We start from the raw sequence: 25285 nt of genomic DNA, 5'->3' as shown, positions 1-25285 counted from the left end.
CGCCAATGCTCCGCAGTGGCTCCCTCCTCCGCCTTGCGATGCACGCACCCCAACGCCGCACGCTGATCCGACGCCAATTGTCAGACACGCCCTAGTGGACCGCCGGGCCGGTCCGGGCGCGAACGGTGCGGAAGGTCCGGTCCGTCCGCGCGCGGTCCACCGTCCCGGCCGACGACACACCGTGGTCCCCCGGACGGCGCACGGTGATGGCGCGGCCCGGGCGCGCGGTCTAACGTCAGGAGTGCATCGTCCCCTGACGGACGAGCCACGGCCGTCGGAAAACCTGGCCAGGTCCGGCGGCCGTACTTCTGTGCCCGGACGCTCCGTGCTCGGCGGCACCCCGTAGGCTGGCGATCGAGTCGACGCCCGCGTACCGGATGCCAGGAGCCGCCGTGACCAGTCCAGCTTCGCCCGTCCTGGTGGTCGGCGAGTGCGTCGCCGACATCGTCCGAACGGGTGAGGGTGAGGACCGGGTGCACCCCGGCGGCAGCCCCGCCAACGTCGCCTACGGCCTCGCCCGGCTGGGCCGTCCGGCCACACTGCTCACCGAGCTGGGGCCGGACGCCAACGGCCGGCTGATCCGGCGGCACCTGGAGTCGGCCGGCGTGCGGGTGCGGGCCGCCGAGGTCGCCCGGACGCCGTCCGCGCTGGTGGAGCTGGACGGGCAGGGCAGGGCCCGCTACACCTTCGACATCCGCTGGACGCTCCCGCCCGCCGAACTCGCCGAGCCCACCGAGTTCGGCGAGTGCGCCGAGCCTCCCGCCGCCGTCCACCTCGGTTCGATCGCCGCGCTCACCGAGCCGGGCGCGGGCTCGGTGCTGGCGTTGGTGGAGCGCTGGCGCGGGCGGGCGCGGATCAGCTACGACCCGAACGTGCGCCCGGCCCTGATGGGCGACCGGGCCGAGGCCGTCCGGCGGGTCGAGCGGTGGGTGGCGCTGAGCGATCTGGTCAAGGCCAGCGACGAGGACCTGGCCTGGCTCTACCCGGGCGAGCGGCCCGAGGCGGTCGCCGAGCGCTGGCTGGCCCTGGGCCCGGCGGTGGTCGCCGTCACGCTCGGTGCCGAGGGCGCGTTCGCCCGTACCGCCGAGGGCGGACGGGCCGAGGCCGCGGCCGTCCCGGTGCCGGTCGCGGACACCGTCGGCGCCGGTGACTCCTTCATGGCCGCCTTCCTGGACGCCCGTGCGACGGGCGCGGACCTCGCTTCCTGCCTCACCCGCGCGGTGACGGCGGCCGCGCTCACCGTCTCCCGCCCGGGCGCCAACCCGCCCACGGCGGCCGAACTCGCGGCCGCCCTGGCGCGCGGGCCGCAGCCCCGCTCGGGGGCCGGGGCCGGGTAGGGCGGGTCAGCCGGCCTGCCGGCCGGGGGCGTCGAGGTCCTTCCCGTACCAGATCTCGGCGTACGGCCCGCGGCTGTAGGCGGGTATCTCCCGGTACCCGTTCCGCGCGTAGAGCGCCCGGGCCTCGACCAGGTCGAGGCGGGTGTCGAGGACGATCCGGTCCGCGCCCAGGGAGCGGGCGGCCGCGTCGACGCCGGCCAGCAGGACGGCGCCGCCGCCGGTGCCGCGCAGTCCGGGGCGGACGAAGACGCGGGTGAGCTCGACGGTGGTGGCGTCGAGTCGGCGCAGGCCGGCGCAGGAGTGGGCGACGCCCTCGTGACGGCCGATCAGGAAGAGGCCGTCCGGGGCGGCGAGGTCGTCGCTGGGGGAGTCGGCCAGGCCGGACTCCAGCTCCTCCGGCGTGCCCTCCCGGTCGAAGTGCAGCCGGTAGTAGCGGTTGGCCACGTCGTAGTAGTACTCGCGCAGCAGGTCCAGGGCCTCGGGGGCGGTCACGTCGGCGGTGGCGACGGTCCAGGGGCCGGAGCGGCGGGGCGCGGTGTTCGTCATGCGCGCATGATCCGATTCCGGATCCGCGGCCGCAATCGATTTTCCCGCCGGCCCCGGGTCCCGCCGACGGGCCGACCGGTCCCGACCCCGGTTCCAGCGGGCCGACCGGTCCCGGCCCCGGCTCCACCGGCCCGACCGGTCCCGGCTCCACCGGCCCGCCCGGTTCCCGCCCTGGTCACCCGGCCGCCCGTCGGCCGGGCAAAGGAACGGCAAGGCCTCCGGTGCGTCGTTGCCCCGCGCGAGTGACGAGGGGATTGGCGGTGGTGCATCCCGGGGGAGCAGTGCACCCATGAACAGACCATCAGGTTGTCGTATTAGTGGGGGTCTGACGGGACATCAGCAGCACCGGCGCGGTGTACGGACCGGCCTGCTGACCACCGTCTGCCTCTCCGCCGTCCTCGCGGGCTGCGCCGGTCCGGCCGTGCCCGCCGTGCCGAAGGCCGCCCCGGCCGCCCCGGCCGCCGACGCGAACGCCCCGGCCGCCGCCGAGCCCGCCGCCGCTCCGGAGGCCGGTGCCGGTGCCGCCGCCGAGGGCCCCGACCACGCGGGCGCCCCGCCCGTGGAGCAGCCCCGGCTGCCCGGCCTGGCCCGCAAGGAGGAGGGGAGCGGCAGCGAGGCGATGGCCCGTCAGGAGACGGCCGCCCGTGCCGCGCTGGAGACCGCCCAGCGCTGGGGCCTGGAACAGCCGCCGCTGAAGGCCCCGCTGCGCCCGGCGACCAAGCCCGCGCTCACCCCGGGGGTGCGGGGCGTCAAGCTCGCGGACGGCCGCCCGCCCGTCGTCTACCGGGTGCCGACCGACGACAAGGTGGTCTTCCTGACCGTCGACGACGGTGACGAGAAGGACCCCGAGTTCTCCCGGATGGCCGAGGAGCTCGGCATCCCGCTCAGCACCTACGTCTCCGACTACCTCGCCCGCGAGAACTATGGCTACTTCCGCGACCTGCACGCCCAGGGCGTGGAGATCAACAACCACACGATCAACCACCGCAACCTGAAGGTGCTGGACTACGAGACCCAGCGCCAGGAGATCTGCAACCAGCAGGACCAGCTGGAGCAGCAGATCGGTGTCCGCCCCCGGCTGTTCCGCCCGCCGTACGGCGAGTACAACGACGACACGCTGCGCGCGGCGGCCTCCTGCGGGGTGCAGGCGGTGCCGATGTGGAACGAGGAGGCCTTCCCGGACCACATGGACTGGCGCTACGACGACCGGAAGCTGCACCCGGGAGACATCATCCTGACCCACTTCCGGGGCACCGGCATCTGGAAGGCCACCATGCCGGACCTGCTGCGCAAGGTCGTCAACGAGGTCACCGCGCAGGGCTTCGCGCTGGCCCGGCTGGACGACTACCTGTAGCGGCCGCGGGCCGGGCGGGCTCAGCCGAGCGAGAGGGCGTCGAGGTACACCCAGGCGCCCTCGTGCCGCACGAAGCGGCTGTTCTCGGTGAGGACGCCGTCCTCGCCGCCCTCCGTCCAGTGCGCCCGGAAGGCGACCGTGCCCTCCGCGTGGAACGCGCCGCCCTCGGTGGTGGCGACCACCTCCAGGCCGGTCCAGCGCAGCCCCGGGTCGAAGTCGACCTCGTCGGGCCGGGTGTCCGGGTGCCAGGTGCGCAGCAGGTACGCCTCGTCCTGCGCGGCGAAGGCGCTGAAGCGGGAGCGCATCAGGGACTCGGCGGTGGTGGCCGCCGTCTGGCCCCGGTGCATCCGGCCGCAGCAGTCGCCGTAGGCGGCGGGCAGGCCGCACGGGCAGGGGGAGGAGGGCAGCAGGCGCGGTGCGGCGGGGCGGTGCGCGGAACGACGTCGGGACATGCGCCCATTGTCCCCCACCCGTTCGGCGGCTCCCCGGCCGCCCCGTGCGGGACGCGAACGGGCCCGCCCCCGGAAGCGCCGGGGGTGGGCCCGTCCGTGTCGCCGGCGGTACCGCCCCCGCGGGGCACCGGTGGCGGGGGTCAGGAGCCGGCGGCGCCGAACCAGGTGCGCAGTGCCCGGACCAGTCCCTCGTCGTCCGGCCGGTCGGCGTCGGTCGCCCAGGCGACGTAGCCGTCGGGGCGCAGCAGCAGCGCGCCGGCCGGCGGCTGCGGAGCGTGGGCCGTGACGAGGTCCACCCGGTCCTTCCAGCCCGCTGAGGCCCCGGCGAGGCCGAGCTCCCCGCCGGTGAGGTCGATGAGCAACGGGCGCCCGGTGCGGGCGAGTTCGCCGATCCGGACGGGCCCGTCGGGAGTGTTCGCGGTGAGCTCCGGGGCGAAGCGCCCGGCCAGCGGGTGCGGGCAGCCGACGTCGTGGCGGACGTCGCTGCCGGCCAGCAGCGCGGCGATCCGGGCGAGGTTGTCCGGGTGCGCCAGCAGTTCGCCGAACAGGGCGCGCACCGCGGTCGTGCCGGCGCCGGGGGCCATCAGGGCGGTCTGGGCCTGGGAGTGCATGAACACCCGCTCGCCGACCGGGCGGCGCTCGCTCTGGTAGCTGTCCAGCAGGCCGGGCGGGGCCCAGCCCCGCAGGTCGGCGGCGAGCTTCCAGCCGAGGTTGGCGGCGTCCTGGAGGCCGAGGTTGAGGCCCGGGCCGCCGGTCGCGGCGTGCACGTGGGCGGCGTCGCCGACCAGCAGCACGCGGCCGTCGCGGTAGCGCTCGGCGAGCCGGGTGTTGTGGCCGACTGTGCGGCGCGGGGTGAAGGGACCGGCGGTGCGGGCCGGCGCGAGCGGTAGGTCGGCGCCGGTGACCCGGCGGACGCTGGCGCGCAGCTCGTCCAGGGTGAGCGGGGCGTGCCGGTCCACCGGCGGGCCGCCCCACTCGACCGTGGCGATCATGACGGCCTCCGGGCTGAACGGGGCGATCACGAACACGCCGTGGTCGGTGCGGGTGTGGGTGTACACGCGGAACGGGGTCGGGCAGCCCGGCAGCAGGACCTCGCCGCTGTCGGTGGTGCGCAGCCCTTCGGGCGGCAGCACGTGGGCGACGCGGGAGACCGGGTCGGGCGAGGTGGTGCCGGGGAAGCCGATCCCGGCGAGCTTGCGGACGGTGCTGCGGCCGCCGTCCGCGCCGACCAGGTAGCGGGCGCGGTGCTGCTCGGCGCCGTCGGGCCCGTGGACCTCGACGGTCACCCCGGTCGGGTCCTGGCGGAGGCCGGTGACCTCGCGGCCCCGGCGCACGGTGACGCCCAGTTCGCGGGCGCGTTCCTCCAGCACCTCCTCGATCCGGTGCTGGGGTACGGGCACGGCGTGCAGCGGGTTCGGGTCGAGCCGGTCGAGCTCCAGCGGGAAGGCGCCGAACACGAAACGCGGCACGGGCCGCGGCGCGCCCGGGACGCCGCTGATCGGCTGGTACAGGCCGCGGTGGTCGAGCAGCCGGAGCACCTGGCCGACCAGCCCGTTGGCCTTCTGTTCGCCCGAGCGCGCGGGCAGCCGGTCCAGGACCACCGGCCGGACCCCGGCCAGTGCCAGTTCGCCGGCCAGGAACAGCCCGACCGGGCCGGCGCCGACGACGACGACGTCTTCGGTGGTGTTGCTCATGTCGAAATCCCCCTTGGATGCGGTGGGTTCACCGGGACGAAGGGTCGGGCAGCCCGGCCGCCACCTGGCGCAGCGCCTCGGTGAGCAGCGGCTGGAACGGCACCACCGGGTCGGCGGCCAGGTAGTGCTCGTTGGCCACCTGGAGCGCGGAGAGCGCGGCCGAGGCGACCAGCTTCGGGTAGAGGTCCCGGTCGGGGTCGGTCCCGGTCCGGGCGGCCACCGCGGCGGTCAGTTCCGTCCGGACCGCCGCGCCGCCGCGGACCAGCTCGGCCTGGAGCGCCGGCTCGCGCAGCAGCAGCCGCACGGCGGCGGTCCAGACCGGGTCGGGCCCCTCCGGCGCGCCGTCGTACGGTGCGACGAGGGAGCGGGTCAGCGCCTCCCAGAGCGGTTCGTCCGCCGGGCGGCCGCGCAGCACCGCGGCGGCCCGCAGGACCCGGTCGCGGTGCCGGGAGACGATCGCCTCGGCCTTGCTGGAGAAGTAGTTGTTGTAGGTGCGGGGGGAGACCCCGGCGGCCGCCGCGATGTCCTCCACCCGGACGTTCTCCAGCCCCCGCTCCACCGCCAGGCGCAGTGCCGCCCAGCCGAGGGCCTCCCGTGTCGCGGCCTTCTTCCGTTCCCGCAGCCCGGGCTGATCCTCCGTCATGGGAACCACTGTCCGGCAAAAGGTGCGTGATGCGCAATAGTGCGCGGCACGCAAGTTTTTCCCGGCCGTACGGGCTGTGGCGAGCCGCCCGCCACCTGCGGTTCGTCGCTGGTAGTAGTTGCCTGGTCGCGGAGCGATCACCGCTGGGAGTCCGGCCCCGCAGGCTTTCCGGCGGGACGGCTCGACAGGACTGGAGGAGCGGTCATGGGTGGCAGACAGCGTCCGCCGAGGGCGCGGACCCCTCGCCCGGGCAGGCCCGCCGGCGCGGGCGGCCGGGTGAGGTCCCGGGTCGACACCCGGGCGGAGTTCGCCCGCATCGAGGGGTTCCTGGCCTGGGAGGCGGAGGTCGCGGCGGCCGAGCGGGACGCCCGCGCGTTCGCCGCGCAGTTCCCGTGGCTTCCGGCGGCGGAGCGGGAGAACCTCGAACAGGCATACGCCGCCGACCGGTTGCGCTACGCGGAGGAGGTCGTCGACCGCGCCGTGGAGCGCTGCCGCCGACTGGCCGCCCGGTACCGGGTCGAGTGCCGCCGGATCTGCGCCCGCTGGGCGGCGCTCTGCCTCTCGGTGACCGTGACCGCGGCGCTGTTCGCCGTCGTCCCGGCCGTCCTGCGCGGCTGAGCGCACCGACGCGGGCCGCCCGGCCGGTACGGCCCGGTGGCCGAGGGTGACGACGAGGGCCCGCTGCGCCGTTCCCGGCGCCGCGGGCCCTCTCCGATGTCGGGGCGGGGGTCAGTGGTGGCCGTGGCCGCTGCTGATCTCCTCGTGCTCCTCGACGGTGGGCTTGGCGATCTGGCTGTACTCGCCGTAGAAGCCGCGGGAGAGCTTGACCCGCGCGCGCGTCCACAGCCCGGCCTTGCGGGCCACCCCGTTCTCGTCCACCTCGGGCGGCAGCACGGAGGGCTGGGGCTGGTCGTGCGAGGTGAGGGTGAAGAGCCGGCCCTGCGGCAGCGGGGCGTGCACCTCGACGAACTCGCCGTGCTGGAGCCGGTTGATGACGCCCGTCTCCCGGCCGTGCAGCACCTTCTCCTTGTCCCTGCGCTGCAGGCCCAGGCACCACCGCTTGGTGATCACGAAGACGACCAGCGGCACGGTGAAGAAGCCGATCCGCACCGCGTAGGTGATCGCGTTGATCGAGAGGTGGAAGTGGGTGGCCAGCAGGTCGTTGCCGCCGCCGGCGAGCAGGAGCAGGTAGAGGCTCATCCAGGCCGCGCCGAAGGCGGTGCGGACCGGGGCGTTGCGCGGCCGGTCGGCGATGTGGTGCTCGCCCCGGTCCCCGGTGATCCAGGCCTCCAGGAACGGGTAGCACCAGATGGCCAGCAGGACGGTCGGGAAGACCATCAGCGGGACGAACACCCCGAGGTTGAGGGTGTGGCCGCCCCAGACGCTGATCTCCCAGCCGGGCATCACCCGGATCAGGCCCTCGGAGAAGCCCATGTACCAGTCCGGCTGGGCGTTGGTGGTCACCTGGTCCGGACGGTACGGGCCGTACATCCAGATCGGGTTGACGGTGGCGATCGCCGACATCACCGCGACCACGCCGAAGACCAGGAAGAAGAAGCCTCCCGCCTTGGCCGTGTAGACCGGCAGCAGCGGCATGCCGACCACGTTCGTGTTGGTCCGGCCGGGCCCGGCGAACTGGGTGTGCTTGTGGTAGAAGACCAGGATCAGGTGTGCCGCCAGCAGGCCCACCATGATCCCGGGGATCAGCAGGACGTGGACGGTGAACAGCCGGGGGATGATGTCGTGCCCCGGGAACTCGCCGCCGTAGAGGAAGAACTGAAGGTACGTCCCGACGATCGGGACGGCCAGGACGGCGCCCTCCATGAAGCGGATGCCGGTGCCGGAGAGCAGGTCGTCCGGCAGTGAGTAGCCCATGAAGCCGTCGAACATCCCGAGGATCAGCAGCAGCGCCCCGAAGACCCAGTTGATCTCGCGCGGCTTGCGAAAGGCGCCGGTGAAGAAGACGCGCATCATGTGGGTCAGCATCGAGGCGACGAAGACGATGGCGGCCCAGTGGTGGATCTGGCGCATCAGGAGGCCGCCGCGCACGTCGAAGCTGATCTTGACCGTCGACGAGAAGGCCTCGGACATCGGGATGCCCCGGAGCGGGACGTACGACCCGTCGTAGACGACCTCGCCCATGCTCGGCGTGAAGAACATGGTGAGCCAGACGCCGGTGAGGATGATGATGACGAAGGTGTAGAGCGCGATCTCGCCCAGCATGAAGGACCAGTGGTCGGGAAAGATCTTGCGCAGGTTGGACTTGGCCAGGGAGTAGATGCCGAGCCGGCCGTCGGTCCAGTCGGCGAGGGCCTCGGCCTTGTTGGCGGGGTTGGCGCGCGTGGTGGTCACCGGTCCCGGCTGCGACTGCTGGTCGGCTCTCACGACGGGCTCCCCGGCGTCCTCGGCGTGCCGGGTTGGAGGCCCGCCGGCGGGAGCGCCGGCCGGCGAAGTGTTGTGATCATGGGACCTCTCGATACGGGCCCGCCGGCGGGACCGGCGCGCGGACCAGGCGTTCCACTGGGACCGTTGCTCAGGGTGATGGAGCGCTTACTCTGTCATGCTGTCGGCAGGGGGCCGACTGTGCACGTCCATCGGCCCGTCCGGCCGCGCGTGTCGGGCCGGACGGGGGGCCCTGACGCCCGATCGGCTGGCCGCCGCTCGGCCCAACGGGTGCCGATGCTGCGGTCGAGTGCCGCTGAACCGTTTCGGCGCGCGCCGCGTCCGGAGGTCCCGCGGTCCGGGGCCTACGCTGCGCCAATGGTGGATCACCGTGAACTCTTCGAGGACGTCACCGAGGCCCTGGCCCGCGCCGGGTTCGACACCGGACCGGGCCCCTCACCGTTGTGGATCGACCGTCACCCCGAGGGCGTGGTGGTCGGCTGGACGCCGGGCGCGGGGTCGGGCGGGCCGCCCTCCCGGGAGGCGCTCGCGGCGCTGAGCGGCGCGGCCGCGGTCGTGCTGCGCGAGTGCGGCTACCTCGTCGCCGGGACGGAGGAGGGCGATCTGCTGGTGCGCTGCGCCGAACCGGTGACGGTCCCGGAGTCGTCCGAGCCGGAGCCGGTGCCGGAACAGTGGTGGGGCTGACCGTCTCCCCTGGCGCGCGGCCGGGCCCCCGGGCGGGTGGCCGGGGGCTCCTGACGCCCGCTCCGGAGGCCCGCGCCTGGTCCGCCCGGTCCGCCCGGTCCGGCAGGTCCGCTCGCTTCGGCCGCACCGGGGGGAGTTCATACCGAACCCTTACCTGAAGCCGGGGTGCTGTTGACCTCGCCCGCTCTAAGGTTTGCCTAAGCTAAGTCGAGGCGCCCTGGACCGCCGTGTCCGGGGCGTTCGGCTGTGCCGCTCCGCCGCCACCGCGGCGGAGCCGAGGACAGGTGAACGACCCGGGCCGGCCCGGGGGAGGAGCCCGCCGCATGTGGGACGAGGCGTTTCCCAGCTTCCTGATCGGCCTGCGCGAGGGCCTGGAAGCCGGACTGATCGTGTCGATCCTGATCGCCACGCTGGTCCGGGCGGACCAGAAGACCCGGCTGCCCCAGGTCTGGACGGGCGTCGCGGCGGCCCTCGCGCTCAGCCTGAGCTTCGGCGCGGTGCTCACCTTCACCGCCGCCAACCTCTCCGGCCACGCCCAGGAGGCGTTCGGAGGAGTGCTCAGCCTGATCGCGGTCGTCTTCGTGACGGCGATGGTGTTCTGGATGCGGCGCTCGGCGCGCACCCTCTCCGCCGAGATCAAGGAGAAGGTCCAGGCCTCGCTGGCGATGGGGGCCGGCGCGCTGGTGCTCACCAGCTTCCTCGCCGTCGCCCGCGAGGGCCTGGAGACCTCGCTCTTCCTGTGGACCAACGTGCGCACCGCCGGGGAGTCCACCGGGCCGCTGATCGGCGCGGCCGTCGGGCTGGTGCTCTCGGCCGGGCTCTGCTGGGGCCTGTACCGGCGGGCCCTGAGGATGAACCTCACCCGGTTCTTCACCATCACCGGGGCCGGCCTGATCGTCGTCGCGGCGGGCGTGCTCGGCTACGGCCTGCGCGACCTCCAGGAGTCCGGGCTGGTCGGCGGCGGCAGCTCGTACGCCTTCGACCTGAGCGGGCACCTCGACGCCTCGTCCTGGTACGCGACGCTGGTCCAGGGCACCCTCAACCTGACCGTCACCATGACGGTGCTCCAGGTCGTCGGCTACGTCGCGTACCTGGGCATCGTGATGACGCTGTTCGTCGAGGGCGTCCGTGGCGGCGGGAGCAAGGGCTCCCCGGCGCCCGCTCCCGCCCAGGGACCCGCCCCGGCCCCGGCGGCGCGGGCCGGGCGGCCGCGCTGGGTGCTGCCGGCCGCGGCGGTCGCCGTCCCGGTGGTGCTGGCCGGCGCCGTGATCGCGGTCAGCGACGGCAAGCAGGGCGGCTCCGCCACCGTCGCTGTCTCCGAGCAGGAGTGCGGCAAGGGCTTCGCCGCCCCGAAGCCCGGCCAGCAGGTGTTCCAGATGCGCAACACCGGCGACAAGGTCTCCGAGGTCTACCTGGTCGACCCGGGCACCGGCGCGGTCTACGGGGAGATCGAGGGCCTGGCCCCCGGCACCACCCGGGCCCTGACCGCCACCATCGGCTCCGGCGACTACGCCTGGCGCTGTGTGCCGACCGGCGGCAAGCCCGTCACCTCGGCCGCCGTGCACATCAGCGGCGCCGCCGCGGTCAAGGCCGTCAAGCCGGTCGCCGAGGAGGACCTCAAGGCCCCGCTCGACAGCTACCGGCAGTACGTCGACCAGGGCCTCGCGACGCTGGTGACGGAGAGCCACAAGCTCCAGGCCGACGTGCGCTCCGGCGACCTCGCCACGGCGAAGGCCGACTGGCTCACCGCCCACCTCCAGTACGCCTCGCTCGGCGCCGCGTACGGAACCTTCGCCGACCTCGACGGCAAGATCGACGGCCGCCCGGACGGACTGCCCGGCAAGGAGCAGGACCCGGGCTTCACCGGCTTCCTGCGGCTGGAGTACGGCCTCTGGCACGACCGGTCCGCCGCCGAGCTGGCACCCGTCGCCGACGACCTGGCCGAGAACGTCGACCGGCTGGCGCACGACTTCCCCGGGCAGGACTTCGCCCCCGGCGACCTGCCGCTGCGCGCCCACGAGATCCTGGAGAACACCCTCCAGTTCGAGCTGACCGGCGACACCGACATGGGCAGCGGCACCAACCTGGCCACCGCCCAGGCCAACCTGGCCGGCACCCGGGAACTGCTGACCCTGCTCCAGCCGCTGCTCGACGAGCGGGACCCGCAGGTGCTCGTCCGGGTGAACGCCGGGATGAAGCGGGTCGGCGACCTGGTCGCCGCCGCCCACCGGCCCGAGGGCTGGACCCCGGTCGACCGGCTGTCCGCCGACGCCCGCGGGCAGCTCGACGGCGCCACCGGCGAGCTGCTCGAAGACCTCGCCCCGATTCCCGCCCTGCTCGAGATCCGAAAGGCCGCCTGATGACCGACCACACCGCAGCCACCGGGTCCTGCCCGTTCCCGCACACCGCGCGGGCCGCGGATCCCGGGGCGGAGAACGTCGTGGACGACACCGTGGACAACGCCGTGGAGAGCGGCTGCCCGGCCGGGCCGGCCCGGCGCAGCCTCGTCCGGGCCGCGCTCGGCGCGGGCGCCGGAGCGGCCGTCCTGGCCGGCGGCGGCCTCGCCCTCGGCGCCGGCCGGGCCGCCGCCGGGGACGGCGCGCAGGACAAGGGCGGGGCGGTGCCGTTCCACGGCGCCCACCAGGCCGGCGTCACCACCCCGGCGCCCGGCTTCGCGGCCTTCGTCTCCTGCCAGGTGATCGCCCAGGACCGCCAGGGCCTCGAAACGCTGTTCCGGACCCTGACCGAGCGGATCCGGTTCCTGACGGCCGGCGGAACGCCGCCGGACCTCGGCGTCGGCGCGCCGCCCTCGGACAGCGGCACCCTCGGCCCGACCGTCCCCGCCGACCACCTGACCGTCACGGTCGGCGTCGGAGCCTCGCTCTTCGACGACCGCTACGGGCTGGCCAGGGCCAAGCCGGTCCGCCTCGCGCCGATGAGGACCTTCCCGAACGACAACCTCCAGGCCGCCGAACTGCACGGCGACCTCTCGCTGCAGATCTGTGCCGACCGCCAGGACACCGTGCTGCACGCGCTGCGCGACATCACCCGGCACACCCGGGGAACGATGCGGATCCTCTGGCGGATCGACGGCTTCCAGAACCCGTCCCGACCGGACGGCGCGCAGCGCAACCTGCTCGGCTTCAAGGACGGCATCGTCAACCCGGACACCGGCTCCGCGCGCGAGATGGACCGGCTGGTCTGGGTCACCGAGGGAACGGGCGAGCCCGCCTGGGCGACCGGCGGCAGCTACCAGGTGATCCGGATCATCCGGATGCTGATCGAGTTCTGGGACCGCGTCACCCTCGCCGAGCAGGAGAAGATGTTCGGCCGCCGGCGCGACACCGGCGCGCCGCTGGACGGCGCCCGGGAGACCGACGCGCCGGACTACGCCAAGGACCCGGACGGCAAGGCGATCCCGCTCGACGCGCACATCCGGCTGGCCAACCCGCGCACCGCCGACACCGACGGCTCGCGCGTCCTGCGCCGGGGCTTCAACTACGACCGGGGCATCGACCGGGTCGGGAACCTGGACATGGGCCTGGTGTTCTGCTGCTACCAACAGGACGTGGTGCGGCAGTTCGAGGCGACCCAGACCCGGCTGATCGGCGAGCCGCTGGTGGACTACATCTCGCCCACCGGCGGCGGGTACTTCTTCGTCCTGCCGGGCGTGAAGGACGGCGCCGACTGGCTCGGACGGGGACTGCTCGGCGCCGGCTGACGGGGGCCGTCCGGCCGGGGCTCCACGGGTGGTCCCGCACGGCGGGCCCGGTGCGGCGGCGCAGCGGGCCCGTCCGCGCCGTCAGCCGCCGAGGGTGAAGCCGATCACGGCGCCACCGCCCTCCCGGTTGGCCGCGAAGGCCGTCCCGCCGTGCGAGCGCGCCACCTCGTGCACGATGGCCAGGCCCAGCCCGGAGCCGGGAAGGCTGCGGGCGGCGGTGGCCCGGTAGAAGCGGTCGAAGACCCGGTCGAGGTCGGCCGCGTCGATGCCCGGGCCGCGGTCGCGCACCTCCACCCGCGGGCCGCGTACCACGACCTCGATCGGACCGGTCCCGGCCGGGTCGAACTTGGCGGCGTTGTCCAGCAGGTTGCCCACCGCGCGGGCGAGGGCGTCCGGGCGGGCGATGACGACGGTCGCGTCCGCGTCCACCACGATCGTCCGGGCGCTGCGCCGCCGGGCCTGGGCGGCGGCCTCCCGGACCACGTCCGCGAGCGCCACCTCGACCGGCCGTCCGTCCGCCCGGCGGTCCGCCGCCAGGGCCACCAGCTCCTCCACCAGCTGGGTCAACTCCCGGGCCTCCTCGACCAGATCGGTCATCAGCGCGGCGCGCTCCCCGGGCGGCAACCGCTCCAGGCTGGGCAGCACCGAGAGGTTGGTGCGCAGACTGGTCAGCGGGGTGCGCAGCTCGTGCCCGGCGTCCTGGACCAGCCGGCGCTGGTCCTCCTTGGCGGTGGCGAGCCGGACCAGCATCCGGTCGAAGGCCCGGCCGAGCCGCCCCACCTCGTCCCTCCCGGCGGCCGGCACGAGGACGTCCAACCGCCCGCTGGAGGCGACCAGTTCGGCCGCGGCGGTGAGCCGGACCAGCCGGCCGGTGATCCGCCGGGCGAGCAGCCAGCCGGCCCCGCCGGCGAGCACCGCGACGACCGCGACCAGGACCGCCGTGCGGGTCCGCAGGGCGGTCAGCAACTCCTCGGTGGGCCCGACCTGTTGGATGATCTGGACGGCTCCGCGCCGGCCGCCGAGCGAGACCACGCCGACCCGGTAGCCCTCCCCGCGCCGGTGGCGCAGCCCGATCGAGGTGCGGCCCGGCTGATCGGCGTGGGCGAGGCTCTGGTCGGCCGGGCTCGGCGGCAGGTCGAGCCTCGCGGTGCCGGGCAGCACCGCGCCGTCGGGGTCGAGTGACTGGGTGGTGACCCGGATCGGGCGGACCAGGTCGGCGCTCAGGCCGTCCGGGCCGGCGAAGTCGCCCGGGAAGAGGACCTCCCGCTGCACCTGACGGCCGACGGAGTCGACGGCGGCGCCGAAGTCGGCGGTCTCGTCGTTGCGGATCAGCACGGCGGCGGCGTGGTAGCCGAGCGCGCCGATCAGCACCGCGACCAGGGCGGCGATGGCGGCGAAGGCCAGGGCGAGGGTGGTGCGCAGCCCCGGGCGGGGCAGGCGGGGTCTGCCCGGCGTGCGTTGCGGGCCCGGCGCGCACTGCGCGTTCCGCGGGCGTCGCGGGTGCTGTGGACGGGGGATGCCGGGGCTGCAGCGGGCCGGGCCGGTCACGGCTCGCGGAGCGTGTAGCCGACGCCGCGGACGGTGTGGATCAGCGGCGCCAGGCCGGGGCGGTCGAGCTTGCGGCGCAGGTAGCCGATGAAGACGGCGAGGTTCTTCGAGCCGGGACCGAAGTCGTAGCCCCAGATCCGCTCGTACAGGGTGGTCTGGTCGAGGACGGTGCCGGCGTGCCGGGCGAGGAGCTCGAGCAGGTCGAACTCGGTGCGGGACAGCTCGAGTTCCCGGGCGGCGCGCCAGGCCCGTCGGGCGGGCGGCTCGATCCGCAGGTCGGCGACGGTCAGCACCTCGACGGCGGACTCCGGCGGGTTGCGGCGCAGCAGGGCGCGCAGGCGGGCGAACAGCTCGTCCACGTCGAAGGGCTTGACCAGGTAGTCGTCCGCGCCGGCGTCGAGGCCGGCGATCCGGTCCGGCACCTCGACCCGGGCGGTGAGCATCAGCACCGGGGTGCGGTCGCCGGCCGTGCGCAGCCGGCGGCAGACCTCCAGGCCGTCCGGCTCCGGCATCATCACGTCGAGCACCAGGACGTCCGGACGCTGTTCCGCCAGGACGGCCAGGGTCTGGGTGCCGTCGGCGGCGACCCGCACCCGGTAGCCCTGCAGCATCAGGGCGCGGGAGAGCGAGTCGCGGATGGCCCGGTCGTCCTCGGCGATCAGCACGGTAGGGGTCATGGCGGAGATTGTCCCTGACGTGCTCACGGCGGCCCAGGGTGGGGCGGGGGTCTGTCGACCCGGCTCCGGGACCGTCCGCGACGGCCGGGGCTGTTGCGCGGTGCTTCGCGGGCGTACGGTGGCCGTACGGTGGCGCGCCGCCGGGTGGGCCGCCTGGTCCGTGTCGGCACGCCCTGCCGGAGGCCGCGATGGCAGACCGGATGGCCTTCTTCACCACCCCGAGCGTGGAGCGGGAGCGGCGGGACGCGCGGGAGCGCCTGGGGGACTGGCGGGAGGTGTACCGCCCGCGGGCGCTGCTGCCGCTGGTGGGCGTGCAGGCGGGGCGGTGCATGGACTGCGGGCTGCCGTTCTGCCACAGCGCCTGTCCGCTGGGGAACCTGGTGCCGGACTGGAACCGGCTGGTGGCGGACTCGGGCACGCCGGGTGCGTCGGGTGCTTCGGGCAGGTCGGGCACTTCGGATGCTTCGGATGCGGGGCCGGGTGCGGGCGGGGAGCCCGGGGCGGGAGCCGACTGGCGGGCGGCCGCGGCGCGCCTGCTCGCGACCAACAACTTCCCGGAGTTCACCGGGCGGCTCTGCCCGGCGCCCTGCGAGAGCGCCTGCGTGCTGGCGATCGACGGTGCGGCGGTGGCGATCAAGAACGTGGAGCTGGCGATCGCCGACCGGGCCTGGGAGGAGGGCTGGGACGAACCCTGGCCCCCCGGGTGCTCGGAGCGGGCCGGTGGACGGCGGGTGGCGGTGATCGGCTCCGGCCCGGCCGGACTGGCCGCCGCCCAGCAGCTGACCAGGGCCGGGCACGCCGTCACGGTGTACGAGCGCGCCGACCGCGCGGGTGGGCTGCTGCGGTACGGCATCCCGGCGTTCCGCCTGGAGAAGCACCGGCTGGAGCGTCGGCTGGAGCAACTGCGCTCCGAGGGAACCGAGTTCCGCACCGGGGTGCGGGTCGGCCGGGACGTCCCGGGCGAGGAACTGCGGGCCGGGTACGACGCGGTGGTGGTCGCAGTGGGCGCGACCGCCTGCCGGGAGCTGCCGGTGCCGGGGCGGGACCTGCCCGGGGTGCACCAGGCCATCGAGTACCTGACCTGGGCGAACCGGGTGGACGAGGGCGACTGCCCGGTCTCACCAGTGTCCGCCGAGGGGCGGCACGTGGTGATCGTCGGCGGCGGGGACACGGCGGCGGACTGCCTGGGGACGGCGCTGCGCCAACGGGCCGCCTCGGTCACCCAGCTGGACATCAACCCGTGCCCGCCGCGGGGCCGGGCCGCCGGGCAGCCCTGGCCGGTGCACCCCAAGGTGTACCGGGAGACCACCTCGCACGAGGAGTCCGGCGCGGCGGCCGCCGGGCCCCGGGAGTTCGCGGCGACCACGGTCGGCTTCGAGGCAGGCCCGGACGGCCGGCTCGCCGCCGTCCGCCTCGCCGAGGCCGAGCCCGCCGACCGCCGTCCGCGGGCGGGCACCGAGCGGACCCTGCCGGCGCAGCTCGCGCTGCTCGCCCTCGGCTTCACCGGGCCGGAGCCGGACCGGGGGCTGTTCGCCCAACTCGGCCTCGCCACCGGGCCGGAGTCCACCCTGGCCAGGGACGACGGCTTCGCCACGGCGACGGAGGGCGTGTTCGTCGCGGGGGACGCCGGGCGCGGGCAGTCGCTGATCGTCTGGGCGATCGCCGAGGGCCGGGCGGCGGCCGCGGCGGTGGACCGGTACCTGCGGGGGTGGACGGAGCTGCCCGCGCCGATCCGGGCCTCGGCGCGGGCGCTGACGGTGTGAGGCCGGGAGCGTTGCCCGCGTCGACCACGTTGCCCGGGTTGCCCGGGTCGGTCGGGGCGGGGGTCGAGGGGTGGGTGCGGGGACCGGTGAGGTCGCGGCGGAGGCTGCGGGGGTGATCGGGTCGGGTACGTACGGCCTTTGCTACGATCCGGCCGGGTAGGCGTCAGAAGACGTGCGTACGGGAGTCGGAGGGTGCGGGCATGGGCGCGGGAGAGGGCGCGGGTGGGCAGGCGGTGGGGTCGGTGGAGGTCCGCTACACCCCGACGGCCGCCGACTTCCGGGAGGCCCGTGCGGCGTGGACCCGGCACACGGCGGAGGGGCGACGGGGGAGGCGCAACATGTATGCGGTGGCCTCCGGCGCGACGGTGTCGGCGGGGCTGCTCGCACTCGTCGGCGGGGTGGCGCTGCTGCCGGCCGTGCTGCTCGCGGCGTTGGCGCTGCTGATGTTCACCATGCCTCGGCGGCGGGTGCGACGGGTCACGCGGATGGTCGCGGACAAGGGCGAGTTCCGGGTCCTGCTGGACGGGCAGGGGGTGGTCGTGAGCAGCGAGGAGTCGGTGACCCAGCTCGCCTGGGCGGAGCAGCGGTACTTCCTGGAGACGCCCGGGCTGTTCCTGCTGATGGGCGGTGACGAGGAGACGCGGGTCCTGACCCTGCTGCCCAAGCGCGGGATCGCGGACGTCCGGGAGCTGTGCGAGCTGATCGACCGGCACGCGACGGCGCTCGTCCCGGACTGAGCGGCGGTCCCGGGGCCGACGCCCGGGGCGCGTCACGGGGTGGGCTCCGCCGGGGCCGGCTCGGCGCGGTGCGCCCGCTGGTCGTAGCGCCACAGCGCGGGGAGCGCGGCGGAGAGTGCGGCCGAGCTGCCGAGGCAGAGCAGGCCGCCGGTGCGCAGGGCGGCCCTGATGCCCTGCCGGGCGGCGAGCCCGCCCGCCCGCAGGTCGCCCAGGGCGGGCCCGGCGGAGCCGATCAGCAGCTCCAACCCGGCTGCGCGGCCGCGGAGTTCATCCGGAATGGACTGGTTCCAGATGGCGCTGCGGAAGGTGTCGCCGATCCAGTGGGCGCCGCCCGCGACGGTCAGGCAGAACAGGACGGCCCACAGGCCCGGGGCGAACGCGGCGGCCGCCGTCGCCGCGCCGACCAGGGCGGCTGAGAGCAGGACCAGCCGGCCGTGCCGATGCACCCGCTCCGTCCATCCGCCGGTCGCGGCGGCGACCAGGCTGCCGACCGCACCGGCCGAGTAGAGCAGGCCGAGCGCCCAGACAGCGTCCAGGTCCGCGGCCAGGAACGGGAAGAGCGCGGTGGGCAGGGCGAAGACGGTGGCCGCGAGGTCGGCCAGGTAGGTCCCGACCAGGTCCGGCCGCCGGGCCGCGTACCGGGCGCCGTCGAGGAACTCGGTGAGCCGCGGGCCCTCGGCGTCCCGCTCCGAGGGGACCGGGCGGACCCGGGCCAGGAGGGCGATCGAGAGCAGGAAGGTGCCGAGGTCGACCAGGTAGGCGGCCGGAACGCCGGCGGTCGCGATCAGCAGGCCGGCCGCCGCCGGGGCGGCCACGCCGCCGATGCTCCAGCGCAGCGAGAGCAGCGCACCCGCCGCCACCAGCTGCTCCCGGGGCACCAGTCGGGGGATCATCGCCTCGACCGAGGGCTGCTGGATGCCCTGGAGCGCCGCCGCCAGCCCGGCGGCGACGTAGAGCGGCCAGAGGGCGGGGGTGCCGAGCAGCGCGTTGACCGCCAGGAGGCCGCTGAGCGCGGCCAGGGCGACCTCGGTGACCAGGGCGACGGTGCGGCGGTCGGCACGGTCGGCGAGGACGCCGCCGTAGAGGCCGAACAGCACGGTGGGCACGAGTTCGACCGCGCCGACCGCGCCCACGGCGAGCGGGGAGCCGGTGAGGCCGGCGATCTGGAGCGGGATCGCGGTCATGGTGAAGATCGAGCCGAGCAGGGTGACCGTGCCGGAGGTCCAGGTCAGCCGGAAGTCCCGGGAGGACCGCCAGGGGGCGGTGTTGGGCAGGAGCCGGGACCAGCGGCGGGGTGGTCCCGATGGTGTGTTCGATTCGGAGGTCATGAGGGGGTGGGATCCCTTCGGGGGCGTCGGCGTCGCGACGGCCGCCCTTATCGCTGATAAATTCCAGCTCGGGAACTTATCGGCGATAAGGTGGCTTCGCAAGCGGATGACCCAGGAGGCCGATCGGATGGCACTGCAGCGCGACGAGGTGGTGCGCACGGCCCTGCGTCTGCTCGACGAGGAGGGCATCGAAGGGCTGACCACCCGCCGGCTCGCCCGTGAACTCGGCGTCCAGTCACCGGCGTTGTACTGGCACTTCAAGAACAAGCGGGAACTGCTCGACCTGATGGCCGAGGCGATGCTGGCCGAGGCCCTCCCGCCCGACCGCGAGCCGGACCCGGCGCACTGGCCCGAGTGGATCGCCGCCGACGCCCGCGCCAAGCGGAACGCCCTGCTCGCCTACCGCGACGGAGCCCGGGTGCACGCCGGCACCCTGCCCACCGAGGACGAACTCCCGGCGGTCGAAGCCCAGTTGAGTGCCCTGAGCGGGGCCGGGCTGCGCCCGCGCACGGCGCTGCGGCTGCTGCTGACCGTCGATCGGTACATCATGGGCTGGGTCACCGAGGAGCAGGCCTGGCGGCAGGACGCCGCCGACCGCGAGCGGCCGCCGTTCCCGGACGAGGCGCTGAGCGAACTGCCGCTGCTGCGCGAGGCGGTGGACGTGCTGCGGATGACCGACCACGACGCCGACTTCGAGTACGGGCTGCGGGTGCTGATCGAGGGGTTCCGCACGGAGATCGAGCGGGAGGCGGGCGAGGGCTCGGGCACGGGCACGGGCGGGAGGGAGTCGGCGGAGGGCGCTCCGGCCTCGGACCGGACTTCAGGAGGCCGCCCCGCCGATGGGCTAGCGTGACGCCCATGACCACTCTCGAACCCCGCGGAACGGCCCTGGTCTTGATCGACCTGATGGACCGGATCGTCGCCAACCCGCTCGCGCCGCACACGGGTTCGGAGGTGGTGGAGGCCTCGCTGTCGCTGGCCCGGGAGTTCCGGGCGGCGGGCGCGCCCGTGGTGGCGGTCCGGGTCGAGCGGCCGAACGTCGCCGAGCAGCCGCCCGGGAGCGGGCTCCTCGCGGAGGTCGAGGCGGTGGCCGACGAGGTCGTGGTGAAGCGCACCATCGGCGCCTTCCGGGGCACCGGCCTGGACGAACTGCTGCGGGCGCGGGGCGTGGAGACCCTGGTGTTCGCCGGGATCGCCACCAACCTCGGCGTGGAGTCGAGCGCCCGGGCCGCCGCCGACCACGGGTACCGACTGGTGTTCGTCGAGGACGCGATGACCGCGCTCACGGCGGAGGAGCACCGGGCGTCGGTGGACCTGGACTTCCCGCGCCTGGGCGAGGTCGTCGCGGCGGCGGACGTGCGGCTGGGGTGAGCCGGGGGGTCCTGCTGACGGGCCCGCGGCGCATTCCCTACGGCCGGGCGAGGCGGAGGGCTTCGCGCAGCCGTCCGTCCGAGGCCGTGAGCAGCCGGGCGGCGGTGGGGGCGTCCACGTCCGCGAGCAGGGACAGGATCGCGTCCTTGGCCCGGCCGCCGGTCGCGGCCAGGGCGTGGTCGACCGCTGCTCCGTCGGCGCCGGTCGCCTCGGCGACGATCCGTCGGGCGCGGTCGCGCAGCTTGTCGTTGGTGGCGCGGAGGTCGACCATCAGATTTCCGTACGTCCGGCCGAGTCGGACCATCACGGCCGTGGACAGCAGGTTGAGCACCAGCTTCTGGGCCGTACCGGCCTTGAGCCGGGTCGAGCCGGCCAGCACCTCGGGGCCGACCTCCACCTCGATGCCCAGCTCGGCCGCGGCGGCGAGCGCCGAGCCCCGGTTGCACGCCAGCCCGACGGTCAGCGCCCCGGCCGCCCGCGCGGCGCGGACGGCGGCCAGCGGGTAGGGCGTACGGCCGGAGGCGGAGACGCCCACGAGGGTGTCGGCGGAGGTGAGGCCGAGGGCGGCCAGGTCGGCCTCGGCGAGGTCGGTCCGGTCCTCGGCGCCCTCGGCGGCCGCCGTGACGGCCGGGGGCCCGCCCGCGATCAGGCCGACGACCAGCGCGGGATCGGTGCCGAAGGTCGGCGGGCACTCCACCGCGTCCAGCACGCCGAGCCGCCCGGCCGTCCCCGCACCGGCGTAGACCAGCCGACCGCCACGCGCCATCCGGGCGGCCACGGCGTCGACCACGGCGGCGATCCGCTCCAGCTCCCCGGCGACGGCGACGGGCACCGTGCGGTCCTCGGCGTTCATCAGCCGCAGCAGCTCGATCGTGGACAACTGGTCGATCGCCGCCCAGTCCGGGCGGATGGTCTCGGTCGCGGGCACGGCGTCACGGCTCATGCGGCGAGCCTCCCCGGGTGCGAGGCGCCCGAATCCGGGCAAGCGTGGAGGGACGGAGGGAAGGAGGTGGTGGCCGTGGAACCGACCGTCGCCGAACTGCTGGAACGGTTCGGCCGCACCTACGCGGAGGAGGCCGGGATCACGCTGCGGGACACGCCCTCGCCGCTCTACCGGCTGCTGGTCCTGACCGTGCTCTGCTCGGCGCGGATCGGCGCCGGCACCGCCACGGCGGCCGCCCGGGAGCTGTCGGCCGCCGGGCTGCGGACCCCGCGCGCGATGGCCGACGCCCGCCGGGGGACGCTCATCGCCGCCCTGGGCCGGGCCCACTACGTGCGCTACGACGAGAGCACCGCCACCGCACTCGGGCAGGACGCCGAGTTGCTGCTCGACCGCTGGCACGGCGACCTGCGGCGGCTGCGGGAGGAGGCCGGGGGCGAGTCGGAGCGGATCGGCGGACTGCTCCGGGAGTTCCCCCGGATCGGGCCGGTCGGCGCAGGGATCTTCCGTCGCGAGGCGCAGGCGGTCTGGCCCTCCCTGCGGCCGTACTTCGACGAGCGGGTGCTGGAGGAGGCCCGGACGCTCGGGCTGCCGGGTGAACCGGACGGGCTGGCGGGGCTGGTCCGGCCGGTGGACCTGGCCCGGTTGGCGGCCGCGCTGACCAGGGCGAGTCTGGCGCACGTCGGGGCCGGGTGACGTACGGCCGGTGCGGGACGAGGGATCAGGCCATCCAGAAGAAGACCGCGGTCATCCGCCGCTCGGCCAGGTCGGTGCCGTGGTAGCCGGTGGCGCTGTGGATCAGGTTGGCGTGGTAGAGGAGCAGCTGGTTGTAGCGGTTGGGGACGCGGACGTCCTCGGTGAAGTGGTCGGCCGGCACGTGGCGGGTGCCAAGAGCCTCGACCAGGTTGTTGTGCGGGGCGTTGACCAGGTTGCCGCCGAGGCGGCCGCCGGGGAACTGCTGGCGGTAGAAGCCGGTGCCGGTGTCCTTCGGAGCGCCGGGGCTGAGGTAGAGGACGGCGGCGTAGCGGCAGAGCGCGCGGGAGTCGGTGTGCGGACGGGACTCGGACTCCCCGGCGCCGACGACCTGGACGCAGTTGTGGTTGAGCGTCCCGCCGCCGGGGGTGCTCTGCACCCAGAGCCGGGAGGCGCCGGTGGCCTGGCGGACCAGCGCCTCGACCCGGGCCAGTTCCGAGGGCTCCAGCCCGGGCATGGTGCGCAGTCCGGGCCACGTCTCGGGGCGGTACGGGTAGCCCTCGGTCCAGTCCCCGCGGGCCAGGCAACGCTCCCGGACGGCGTCCGGGTCGGGCAGCACGTCGTCCAGGACCCAGTAGTCCCGGCCCCGAGTGGGTTTGCGGTAGGGCAGGACCGGCAGGGTGGTGGGCCTGATGGGCTGTGAGGGCATGGGCCGACCATAGAGGCGGTGATCGTCAATCTTCTGCCGTGAGCAGGTCAACCTTTCGTCAAGGGTGCTCCGGCCTGCGCGGATCACCGGCGCCGCCTCGGACACCGGCTCCGGCGGCAGCCTCGAGAACGCCCGGACCACCCGGCTCCGCCGCCCCGTCGACCGCTCCCGGCGCCCTCCGCGGAGCGGCGCGGTGAGCCCCTGGGACCCGGCATGATGGTCGGTCCCTGGAGAGCTTCGGGAGGGCTTGTGGCGGGCATCGACGGTCCGGTGACCAACGTGATCAACGGTGGCACGTTCACCGGCACCGTGCTGCAGGGCGGCCAGGTCACGCTGACGACGGCGGAACGGTCCTGGCCCCTCCAGGTCGGCGTCATGCCCGCCATCGCGGACGCGTTCCAGAACCGGGGCCTGACACGGACGGTCGCGGACGCGGCGGGCACCGGCGAGCCCGTGGTCCTGTGCCAGGTCCTCGCGGGCATGGGCGGGGTGGGCAAGACCCAGCTGGCCGCCCACCACGCGCACACCCTGCTCGACGACGGCTCGCTGGACCTGCTGCTGTGGGTCACCGCGAGCAGCCGCCAGGCGGTGCGGCAGGCCTACACCCAGGCGGCCGCGCAGGTGGCCGACGGCGACCCGGCCGCCTTCGACACGGCCCCGGAGCTGTTCCTGGCCTGGCTGAGCACCACGTCGAAGCGGTGGCTGGTCGTCCTCGACGACGTCCAGGACGCCGGCGACCTGGCCCGGCTGTGGCCGCCGAGACGGGCCTCGGGGCAGGTCGTCGTAACGACCCGTCGACGCGATCCGCTCTGGTTCGCCGACGGCAGGACCCAGGTCGAGGTCGGACTCTTCACCCCGGCCGAAGCGCTGGCCTACCTCCGCCGCCGCCTCGACCGGTGGTGCCCGGGCGAGGGCGACGACGACCTGGCGGCGCTCGGGGAGGAACTCGGCCGACTGCCGCTGGCCCTCGCCCAGGCCGCGTCGTTCATCATCGACTCGGCCGAGTCCGGCATGACGAGCGGTCACTACCGCGAGATGGTCCGCTCCAGGTTGCCGCTCACCGAACTCGCGCCGAACTCCCTGCCCGACGACCAGACGGCGACGCTCGCGGCCGTCCTCGCCCTGAGCCTGGAACGCGCGGACCACTACTCGCTCGGGCAGGCCACGTCCGTACTCCAGCTGGCGTCCTGGCTCGACCCCCACGGCATACCCGTGAGGATCCTCACCAGCCCCTCGGCCCGCGCCTTCATCGCGCGACAAGCCCGCCGGGCGGAAACCGCGGAGGAGCCCGCACCGGCTCCCAGACGGCGCCTCCTACGGTTCCGCAGGGACCCCGAGCCCCCTCCCGTCCCCGCCCCGGACATCAGCGCCCAGCGCGTGAGGGCCGTCCTCGGGATCCTCCACCGGCTCAGCCTCGCCGATCACCTTCCGGCCGGCGACGACCGGCCGTTCGGGATGCTGCGCGTCCACGCCCTCGTCCAGCACGCGGCCCAGGACACGCTCGGTCCGGGCCTGGCCCTGTTCGCGCGCACCACCGCGTTCGCGATCCAGGAGGCGTGGCCCCCCGTCGAGACCAGCCAGGCGCTGGCCCAGGCCCTGCGCGCCTGCACGGCCGCGCTCCACCGCAAGGCGGGACGGCACCTGTGGGCGGACCCCACCGGCAGGGCGGCCACCACGCTGCTGCGCGCGGGCGTCAGCCTCGCCGACAGCGGCCAGAGCGCGGCCGCCGTACGGTACTTCGAGCAGCTGGCCATGGAAGCGGGCGCCCACGTCGGCTTCCAGCACCCCACGCTGCTGACCATCCGTCTGGAACACTCCCGCTGCCTCGGCACCGTGGGTGACGACCTCGCGGCGATCCGGGGCCTGGAAGACGTTCTCAGGGACATGCTGCGCGTCCACGGACCGGACCACCCCTCCACGCTGTCCGCGCAGGCGGCCCTCGCGGAGCAGTTCGGCAAGGCCGGCGACTTCGCGACGGCCACCGAGGTCTACGACATCGTGGCGAACCGCCTCTCCCACACCAGCCCCCGCGGACACGACACCATCGCGTCGCTGGCGAACCTGGCGCACTGGAAGGGCGAGTCGGGACGGCCGGACGCGGCCGCGAGGGCGCTGCGCGAACTGGCCGCCCACAGCGCCTCCGCACTCGGGGAGGACGCGCCGCAGACCCTCGCCGTCTCCGCGCGTGCGGCCCACTGGCTGGGCAAGGCGGGTGACCCCCTGTCCGCCGTGTACCTGCTGCGCTCGTTACTGGACGCCAGCCGCCGCAGCGCGGGAGAGCACCATCCGCGCACACTGGCGATCCGCCTGGACCACGCGCACTGGATGGGAACCGTCGGAGAGGTCGCCTGGGCGATCACCGACCTCGAGGACCTGCTGCCCGAGATGCGGCGAGTCCTCGGGGACGACCACCCGGACACCGTCCGTGCCCGACTCGACCACGCGAACTGGCTGGTGAGTTCGGGCGAAGAGGCTCAGGGGGCGCGGCTCCTGGACGTACTCGCGACCGAGCTGACCACCGCGCTCGGAGCACGGCATCCGCACGCCTTCGAGGCCCGCCGGCGCAGCGCGCACGCCGCCGGCGCGGGCGGTGACCACCACGGAGCCGCCGCGGCGTTCCGGGAACTCCTGCGACCACTGCCGGTAGATGGCACTCCGTCGGTCCCATGAGCTGCTGTTTTGCCA

The 25285-nt window shown here is 74.9% G+C and carries 22 protein-coding genes; 12 read left to right on the top strand and 10 right to left on the bottom strand.

What is annotated here, in order from left to right:
* Positions 1 to 392 precede the first annotated feature (392 nt).
* Positions 393 to 1337 carry a carbohydrate kinase family protein gene (locus ACWD4P_RS27575; RefSeq protein WP_359821318.1) on the top strand — a complete coding sequence of 315 codons (945 nt, stop codon included), beginning with the start codon at positions 393 to 395 and terminating at the stop codon, positions 1335 to 1337.
* Positions 1338 to 1343: 6 nt separating this feature from the next.
* Here the strand turns inward: ACWD4P_RS27575 and ACWD4P_RS27570 are convergent, their stop codons facing one another.
* Positions 1344 to 1883: a GNAT family N-acetyltransferase gene (locus ACWD4P_RS27570; RefSeq protein ID WP_449781461.1), complete on the bottom strand. Its 540-nt coding sequence runs from the start codon at positions 1881 to 1883 to the stop codon at positions 1344 to 1346.
* Positions 1884 to 2172: 289 nt separating this feature from the next.
* On the opposite strand from ACWD4P_RS27570, the gene ACWD4P_RS27565 reads away from it, so the two are divergent.
* Positions 2173 to 3237 carry a polysaccharide deacetylase family protein gene (locus ACWD4P_RS27565; protein WP_449781460.1) on the top strand — a complete coding sequence of 355 codons (1065 nt, stop codon included), beginning with the start codon at positions 2173 to 2175 and terminating at the stop codon, positions 3235 to 3237.
* Positions 3238 to 3257: 20 nt separating this feature from the next.
* On the opposite strand, the gene ACWD4P_RS27560 is transcribed toward ACWD4P_RS27565, so the two are convergent.
* The 3 genes from ACWD4P_RS27560 to ACWD4P_RS27550 all read right to left on the bottom strand — a co-directional run bounded on the left by ACWD4P_RS27560 (position 3258) and on the right by ACWD4P_RS27550 (position 6026).
* Positions 3258 to 3689, bottom strand: a complete 432-nt coding sequence (locus ACWD4P_RS27560) for a YchJ family protein (protein ID WP_359821325.1) — start codon at positions 3687 to 3689, stop codon at positions 3258 to 3260.
* Between the two features lie 140 nt (positions 3690 to 3829).
* A complete protein-coding gene (locus ACWD4P_RS27555) occupies positions 3830 to 5383 on the bottom strand; it encodes an FAD-dependent monooxygenase (RefSeq protein WP_449781459.1) in 1554 nt (517 codons plus the stop codon).
* Positions 5384 to 5411: 28 nt separating this feature from the next.
* A complete protein-coding gene (locus tag ACWD4P_RS27550) occupies positions 5412 to 6026 on the bottom strand; it encodes an acyl-CoA-like ligand-binding transcription factor (protein WP_449781458.1) in 615 nt (204 codons plus the stop codon).
* A 204-nt stretch (positions 6027 to 6230) separates the two neighbouring features.
* On the opposite strand from ACWD4P_RS27550, the gene ACWD4P_RS27545 reads away from it, so the two are divergent.
* Positions 6231 to 6644, top strand: coding sequence for a hypothetical protein (locus ACWD4P_RS27545; protein WP_359821333.1), 414 nt, complete (start codon positions 6231 to 6233; stop codon positions 6642 to 6644).
* A 111-nt stretch (positions 6645 to 6755) separates the two neighbouring features.
* Here the strand turns inward: ACWD4P_RS27545 and qcrB are convergent, their stop codons facing one another.
* Positions 6756 to 8378 carry a cytochrome bc1 complex cytochrome b subunit gene (qcrB, locus tag ACWD4P_RS27540; protein ID WP_359821389.1) on the bottom strand — a complete coding sequence of 541 codons (1623 nt, stop codon included), beginning with the start codon at positions 8376 to 8378 and terminating at the stop codon, positions 6756 to 6758.
* Positions 8379 to 8786: 408 nt separating this feature from the next.
* Here qcrB and ACWD4P_RS27535 point away from each other — a divergent pair, with 408 nt between their 5' ends.
* The 3 genes from ACWD4P_RS27535 to efeB all read left to right on the top strand — a co-directional run bounded on the left by ACWD4P_RS27535 (position 8787) and on the right by efeB (position 12834).
* Positions 8787 to 9113, top strand: a complete 327-nt coding sequence (locus ACWD4P_RS27535) for a hypothetical protein (protein ID WP_449781457.1) — start codon at positions 8787 to 8789, stop codon at positions 9111 to 9113.
* A 323-nt stretch (positions 9114 to 9436) separates the two neighbouring features.
* Positions 9437 to 11473 (top strand): iron uptake transporter permease EfeU, encoded by a 2037-nt coding sequence (gene efeU / locus ACWD4P_RS27530; protein WP_449781456.1) that lies wholly within the window; start codon positions 9437 to 9439, stop codon positions 11471 to 11473.
* Positions 11473 to 12834 (top strand): iron uptake transporter deferrochelatase/peroxidase subunit, encoded by a 1362-nt coding sequence (efeB, locus tag ACWD4P_RS27525; RefSeq protein ID WP_449781455.1) that lies wholly within the window; start codon positions 11473 to 11475, stop codon positions 12832 to 12834. Before efeU ends, efeB begins: the two co-directional genes overlap by 1 nt.
* Positions 12835 to 12915: 81 nt before the next feature.
* On the opposite strand, the gene ACWD4P_RS27520 is transcribed toward efeB, so the two are convergent.
* Both ACWD4P_RS27520 and ACWD4P_RS27515 read right to left on the bottom strand, forming a co-directional pair.
* On the bottom strand, positions 12916 to 14382 hold the full coding sequence (locus ACWD4P_RS27520; protein WP_449781454.1) for a HAMP domain-containing sensor histidine kinase: 1467 nt from the start codon (positions 14380 to 14382) through the stop codon (positions 12916 to 12918).
* Positions 14379 to 15059 (bottom strand): response regulator transcription factor, encoded by a 681-nt coding sequence (locus ACWD4P_RS27515; protein ID WP_359828209.1) that lies wholly within the window; start codon positions 15057 to 15059, stop codon positions 14379 to 14381. The genes ACWD4P_RS27520 and ACWD4P_RS27515 overlap by 4 nt, the downstream gene beginning before the upstream one ends.
* Positions 15060 to 15247: 188 nt before the next feature.
* Here ACWD4P_RS27515 and ACWD4P_RS27510 point away from each other — a divergent pair, with 188 nt between their 5' ends.
* On the top strand, positions 15248 to 16822 hold the full coding sequence (locus ACWD4P_RS27510; protein ID WP_449781453.1) for a glutamate synthase subunit beta: 1575 nt from the start codon (positions 15248 to 15250) through the stop codon (positions 16820 to 16822).
* 200 nt (positions 16823 to 17022) lie between these two features.
* Complete coding sequence (locus ACWD4P_RS27505) at positions 17023 to 17559, top strand: hypothetical protein (protein WP_449781452.1); 537 nt, start codon at positions 17023 to 17025, stop codon at positions 17557 to 17559.
* 32 nt (positions 17560 to 17591) lie between these two features.
* On the opposite strand, the gene ACWD4P_RS27500 is transcribed toward ACWD4P_RS27505, so the two are convergent.
* Positions 17592 to 18887: an MFS transporter gene (locus tag ACWD4P_RS27500; RefSeq protein WP_449781451.1), complete on the bottom strand. Its 1296-nt coding sequence runs from the start codon at positions 18885 to 18887 to the stop codon at positions 17592 to 17594.
* A 127-nt stretch (positions 18888 to 19014) separates the two neighbouring features.
* On the opposite strand from ACWD4P_RS27500, the gene ACWD4P_RS27495 reads away from it, so the two are divergent.
* Both ACWD4P_RS27495 and ACWD4P_RS27490 read left to right on the top strand, forming a co-directional pair.
* Positions 19015 to 19740, top strand: a complete 726-nt coding sequence (locus ACWD4P_RS27495; protein WP_449781450.1) for a TetR/AcrR family transcriptional regulator C-terminal domain-containing protein — start codon at positions 19015 to 19017, stop codon at positions 19738 to 19740.
* Positions 19741 to 19745: 5 nt separating this feature from the next.
* Positions 19746 to 20258, top strand: a complete 513-nt coding sequence (locus tag ACWD4P_RS27490) for an isochorismatase family protein (protein ID WP_449781449.1) — start codon at positions 19746 to 19748, stop codon at positions 20256 to 20258.
* Between the two features lie 37 nt (positions 20259 to 20295).
* On the opposite strand, the gene murQ is transcribed toward ACWD4P_RS27490, so the two are convergent.
* A complete protein-coding gene (gene murQ, locus ACWD4P_RS27485) occupies positions 20296 to 21201 on the bottom strand; it encodes an N-acetylmuramic acid 6-phosphate etherase (protein WP_449781448.1) in 906 nt (301 codons plus the stop codon).
* A gap of 69 nt (positions 21202 to 21270) precedes the next feature.
* Between murQ and ACWD4P_RS27480 the strand changes: the two genes are divergently transcribed.
* On the top strand, positions 21271 to 21894 hold the full coding sequence (locus ACWD4P_RS27480; RefSeq protein WP_449781447.1) for an endonuclease: 624 nt from the start codon (positions 21271 to 21273) through the stop codon (positions 21892 to 21894).
* A gap of 25 nt (positions 21895 to 21919) precedes the next feature.
* On the opposite strand, the gene ACWD4P_RS27475 is transcribed toward ACWD4P_RS27480, so the two are convergent.
* Positions 21920 to 22600 carry a DUF6445 family protein gene (locus ACWD4P_RS27475; protein ID WP_449781446.1) on the bottom strand — a complete coding sequence of 227 codons (681 nt, stop codon included), beginning with the start codon at positions 22598 to 22600 and terminating at the stop codon, positions 21920 to 21922.
* A 270-nt stretch (positions 22601 to 22870) separates the two neighbouring features.
* On the opposite strand from ACWD4P_RS27475, the gene ACWD4P_RS27470 reads away from it, so the two are divergent.
* A complete protein-coding gene (locus tag ACWD4P_RS27470; protein WP_449781445.1) occupies positions 22871 to 25270 on the top strand; it encodes an NB-ARC domain-containing protein in 2400 nt (799 codons plus the stop codon).
* Positions 25271 to 25285: the final 15 nt, after the last annotated feature.

Source organism: Kitasatospora sp. NPDC002543, from assembly GCF_053594915.1.
The sequence above is the reverse complement of the archived record's forward strand: the minus strand, read 5'-3'. Positions and strand labels throughout refer to the sequence as shown.

Coding starts and splice junctions, on each gene's coding strand:
- ACWD4P_RS27570 (WP_449781461.1), bottom strand. CDS start 1,883: ATGACGAACACCGCGCCCCGCCGCTCCGGCCCCTGGACCGTCGCCACC.
- ACWD4P_RS27565 (WP_449781460.1), top strand. CDS start 2,173: ATGAACAGACCATCAGGTTGTCGTATTAGTGGGGGTCTGACGGGACAT.
- ACWD4P_RS27560 (WP_359821325.1), bottom strand. CDS start 3,689: ATGTCCCGACGTCGTTCCGCGCACCGCCCCGCCGCACCGCGCCTGCTG.
- ACWD4P_RS27555 (WP_449781459.1), bottom strand. CDS start 5,383: ATGAGCAACACCACCGAAGACGTCGTCGTCGTCGGCGCCGGCCCGGTC.
- ACWD4P_RS27550 (WP_449781458.1), bottom strand. CDS start 6,026: ATGACGGAGGATCAGCCCGGGCTGCGGGAACGGAAGAAGGCCGCGACA.
- ACWD4P_RS27545 (WP_359821333.1), top strand. CDS start 6,231: ATGGGTGGCAGACAGCGTCCGCCGAGGGCGCGGACCCCTCGCCCGGGC.
- ACWD4P_RS27535 (WP_449781457.1), top strand. CDS start 8,787: ATGGTGGATCACCGTGAACTCTTCGAGGACGTCACCGAGGCCCTGGCC.
- efeU (WP_449781456.1), top strand. CDS start 9,437: ATGTGGGACGAGGCGTTTCCCAGCTTCCTGATCGGCCTGCGCGAGGGC.
- efeB (WP_449781455.1), top strand. CDS start 11,473: ATGACCGACCACACCGCAGCCACCGGGTCCTGCCCGTTCCCGCACACC.
- ACWD4P_RS27515 (WP_359828209.1), bottom strand. CDS start 15,059: ATGACCCCTACCGTGCTGATCGCCGAGGACGACCGGGCCATCCGCGAC.
- ACWD4P_RS27510 (WP_449781453.1), top strand. CDS start 15,248: ATGGCAGACCGGATGGCCTTCTTCACCACCCCGAGCGTGGAGCGGGAG.
- ACWD4P_RS27505 (WP_449781452.1), top strand. CDS start 17,023: ATGGGCGCGGGAGAGGGCGCGGGTGGGCAGGCGGTGGGGTCGGTGGAG.
- ACWD4P_RS27500 (WP_449781451.1), bottom strand. CDS start 18,887: ATGACCTCCGAATCGAACACACCATCGGGACCACCCCGCCGCTGGTCC.
- ACWD4P_RS27495 (WP_449781450.1), top strand. CDS start 19,015: ATGGCACTGCAGCGCGACGAGGTGGTGCGCACGGCCCTGCGTCTGCTC.
- ACWD4P_RS27490 (WP_449781449.1), top strand. CDS start 19,746: ATGACCACTCTCGAACCCCGCGGAACGGCCCTGGTCTTGATCGACCTG.
- murQ (WP_449781448.1), bottom strand. CDS start 21,201: ATGAGCCGTGACGCCGTGCCCGCGACCGAGACCATCCGCCCGGACTGG.
- ACWD4P_RS27475 (WP_449781446.1), bottom strand. CDS start 22,600: ATGCCCTCACAGCCCATCAGGCCCACCACCCTGCCGGTCCTGCCCTAC.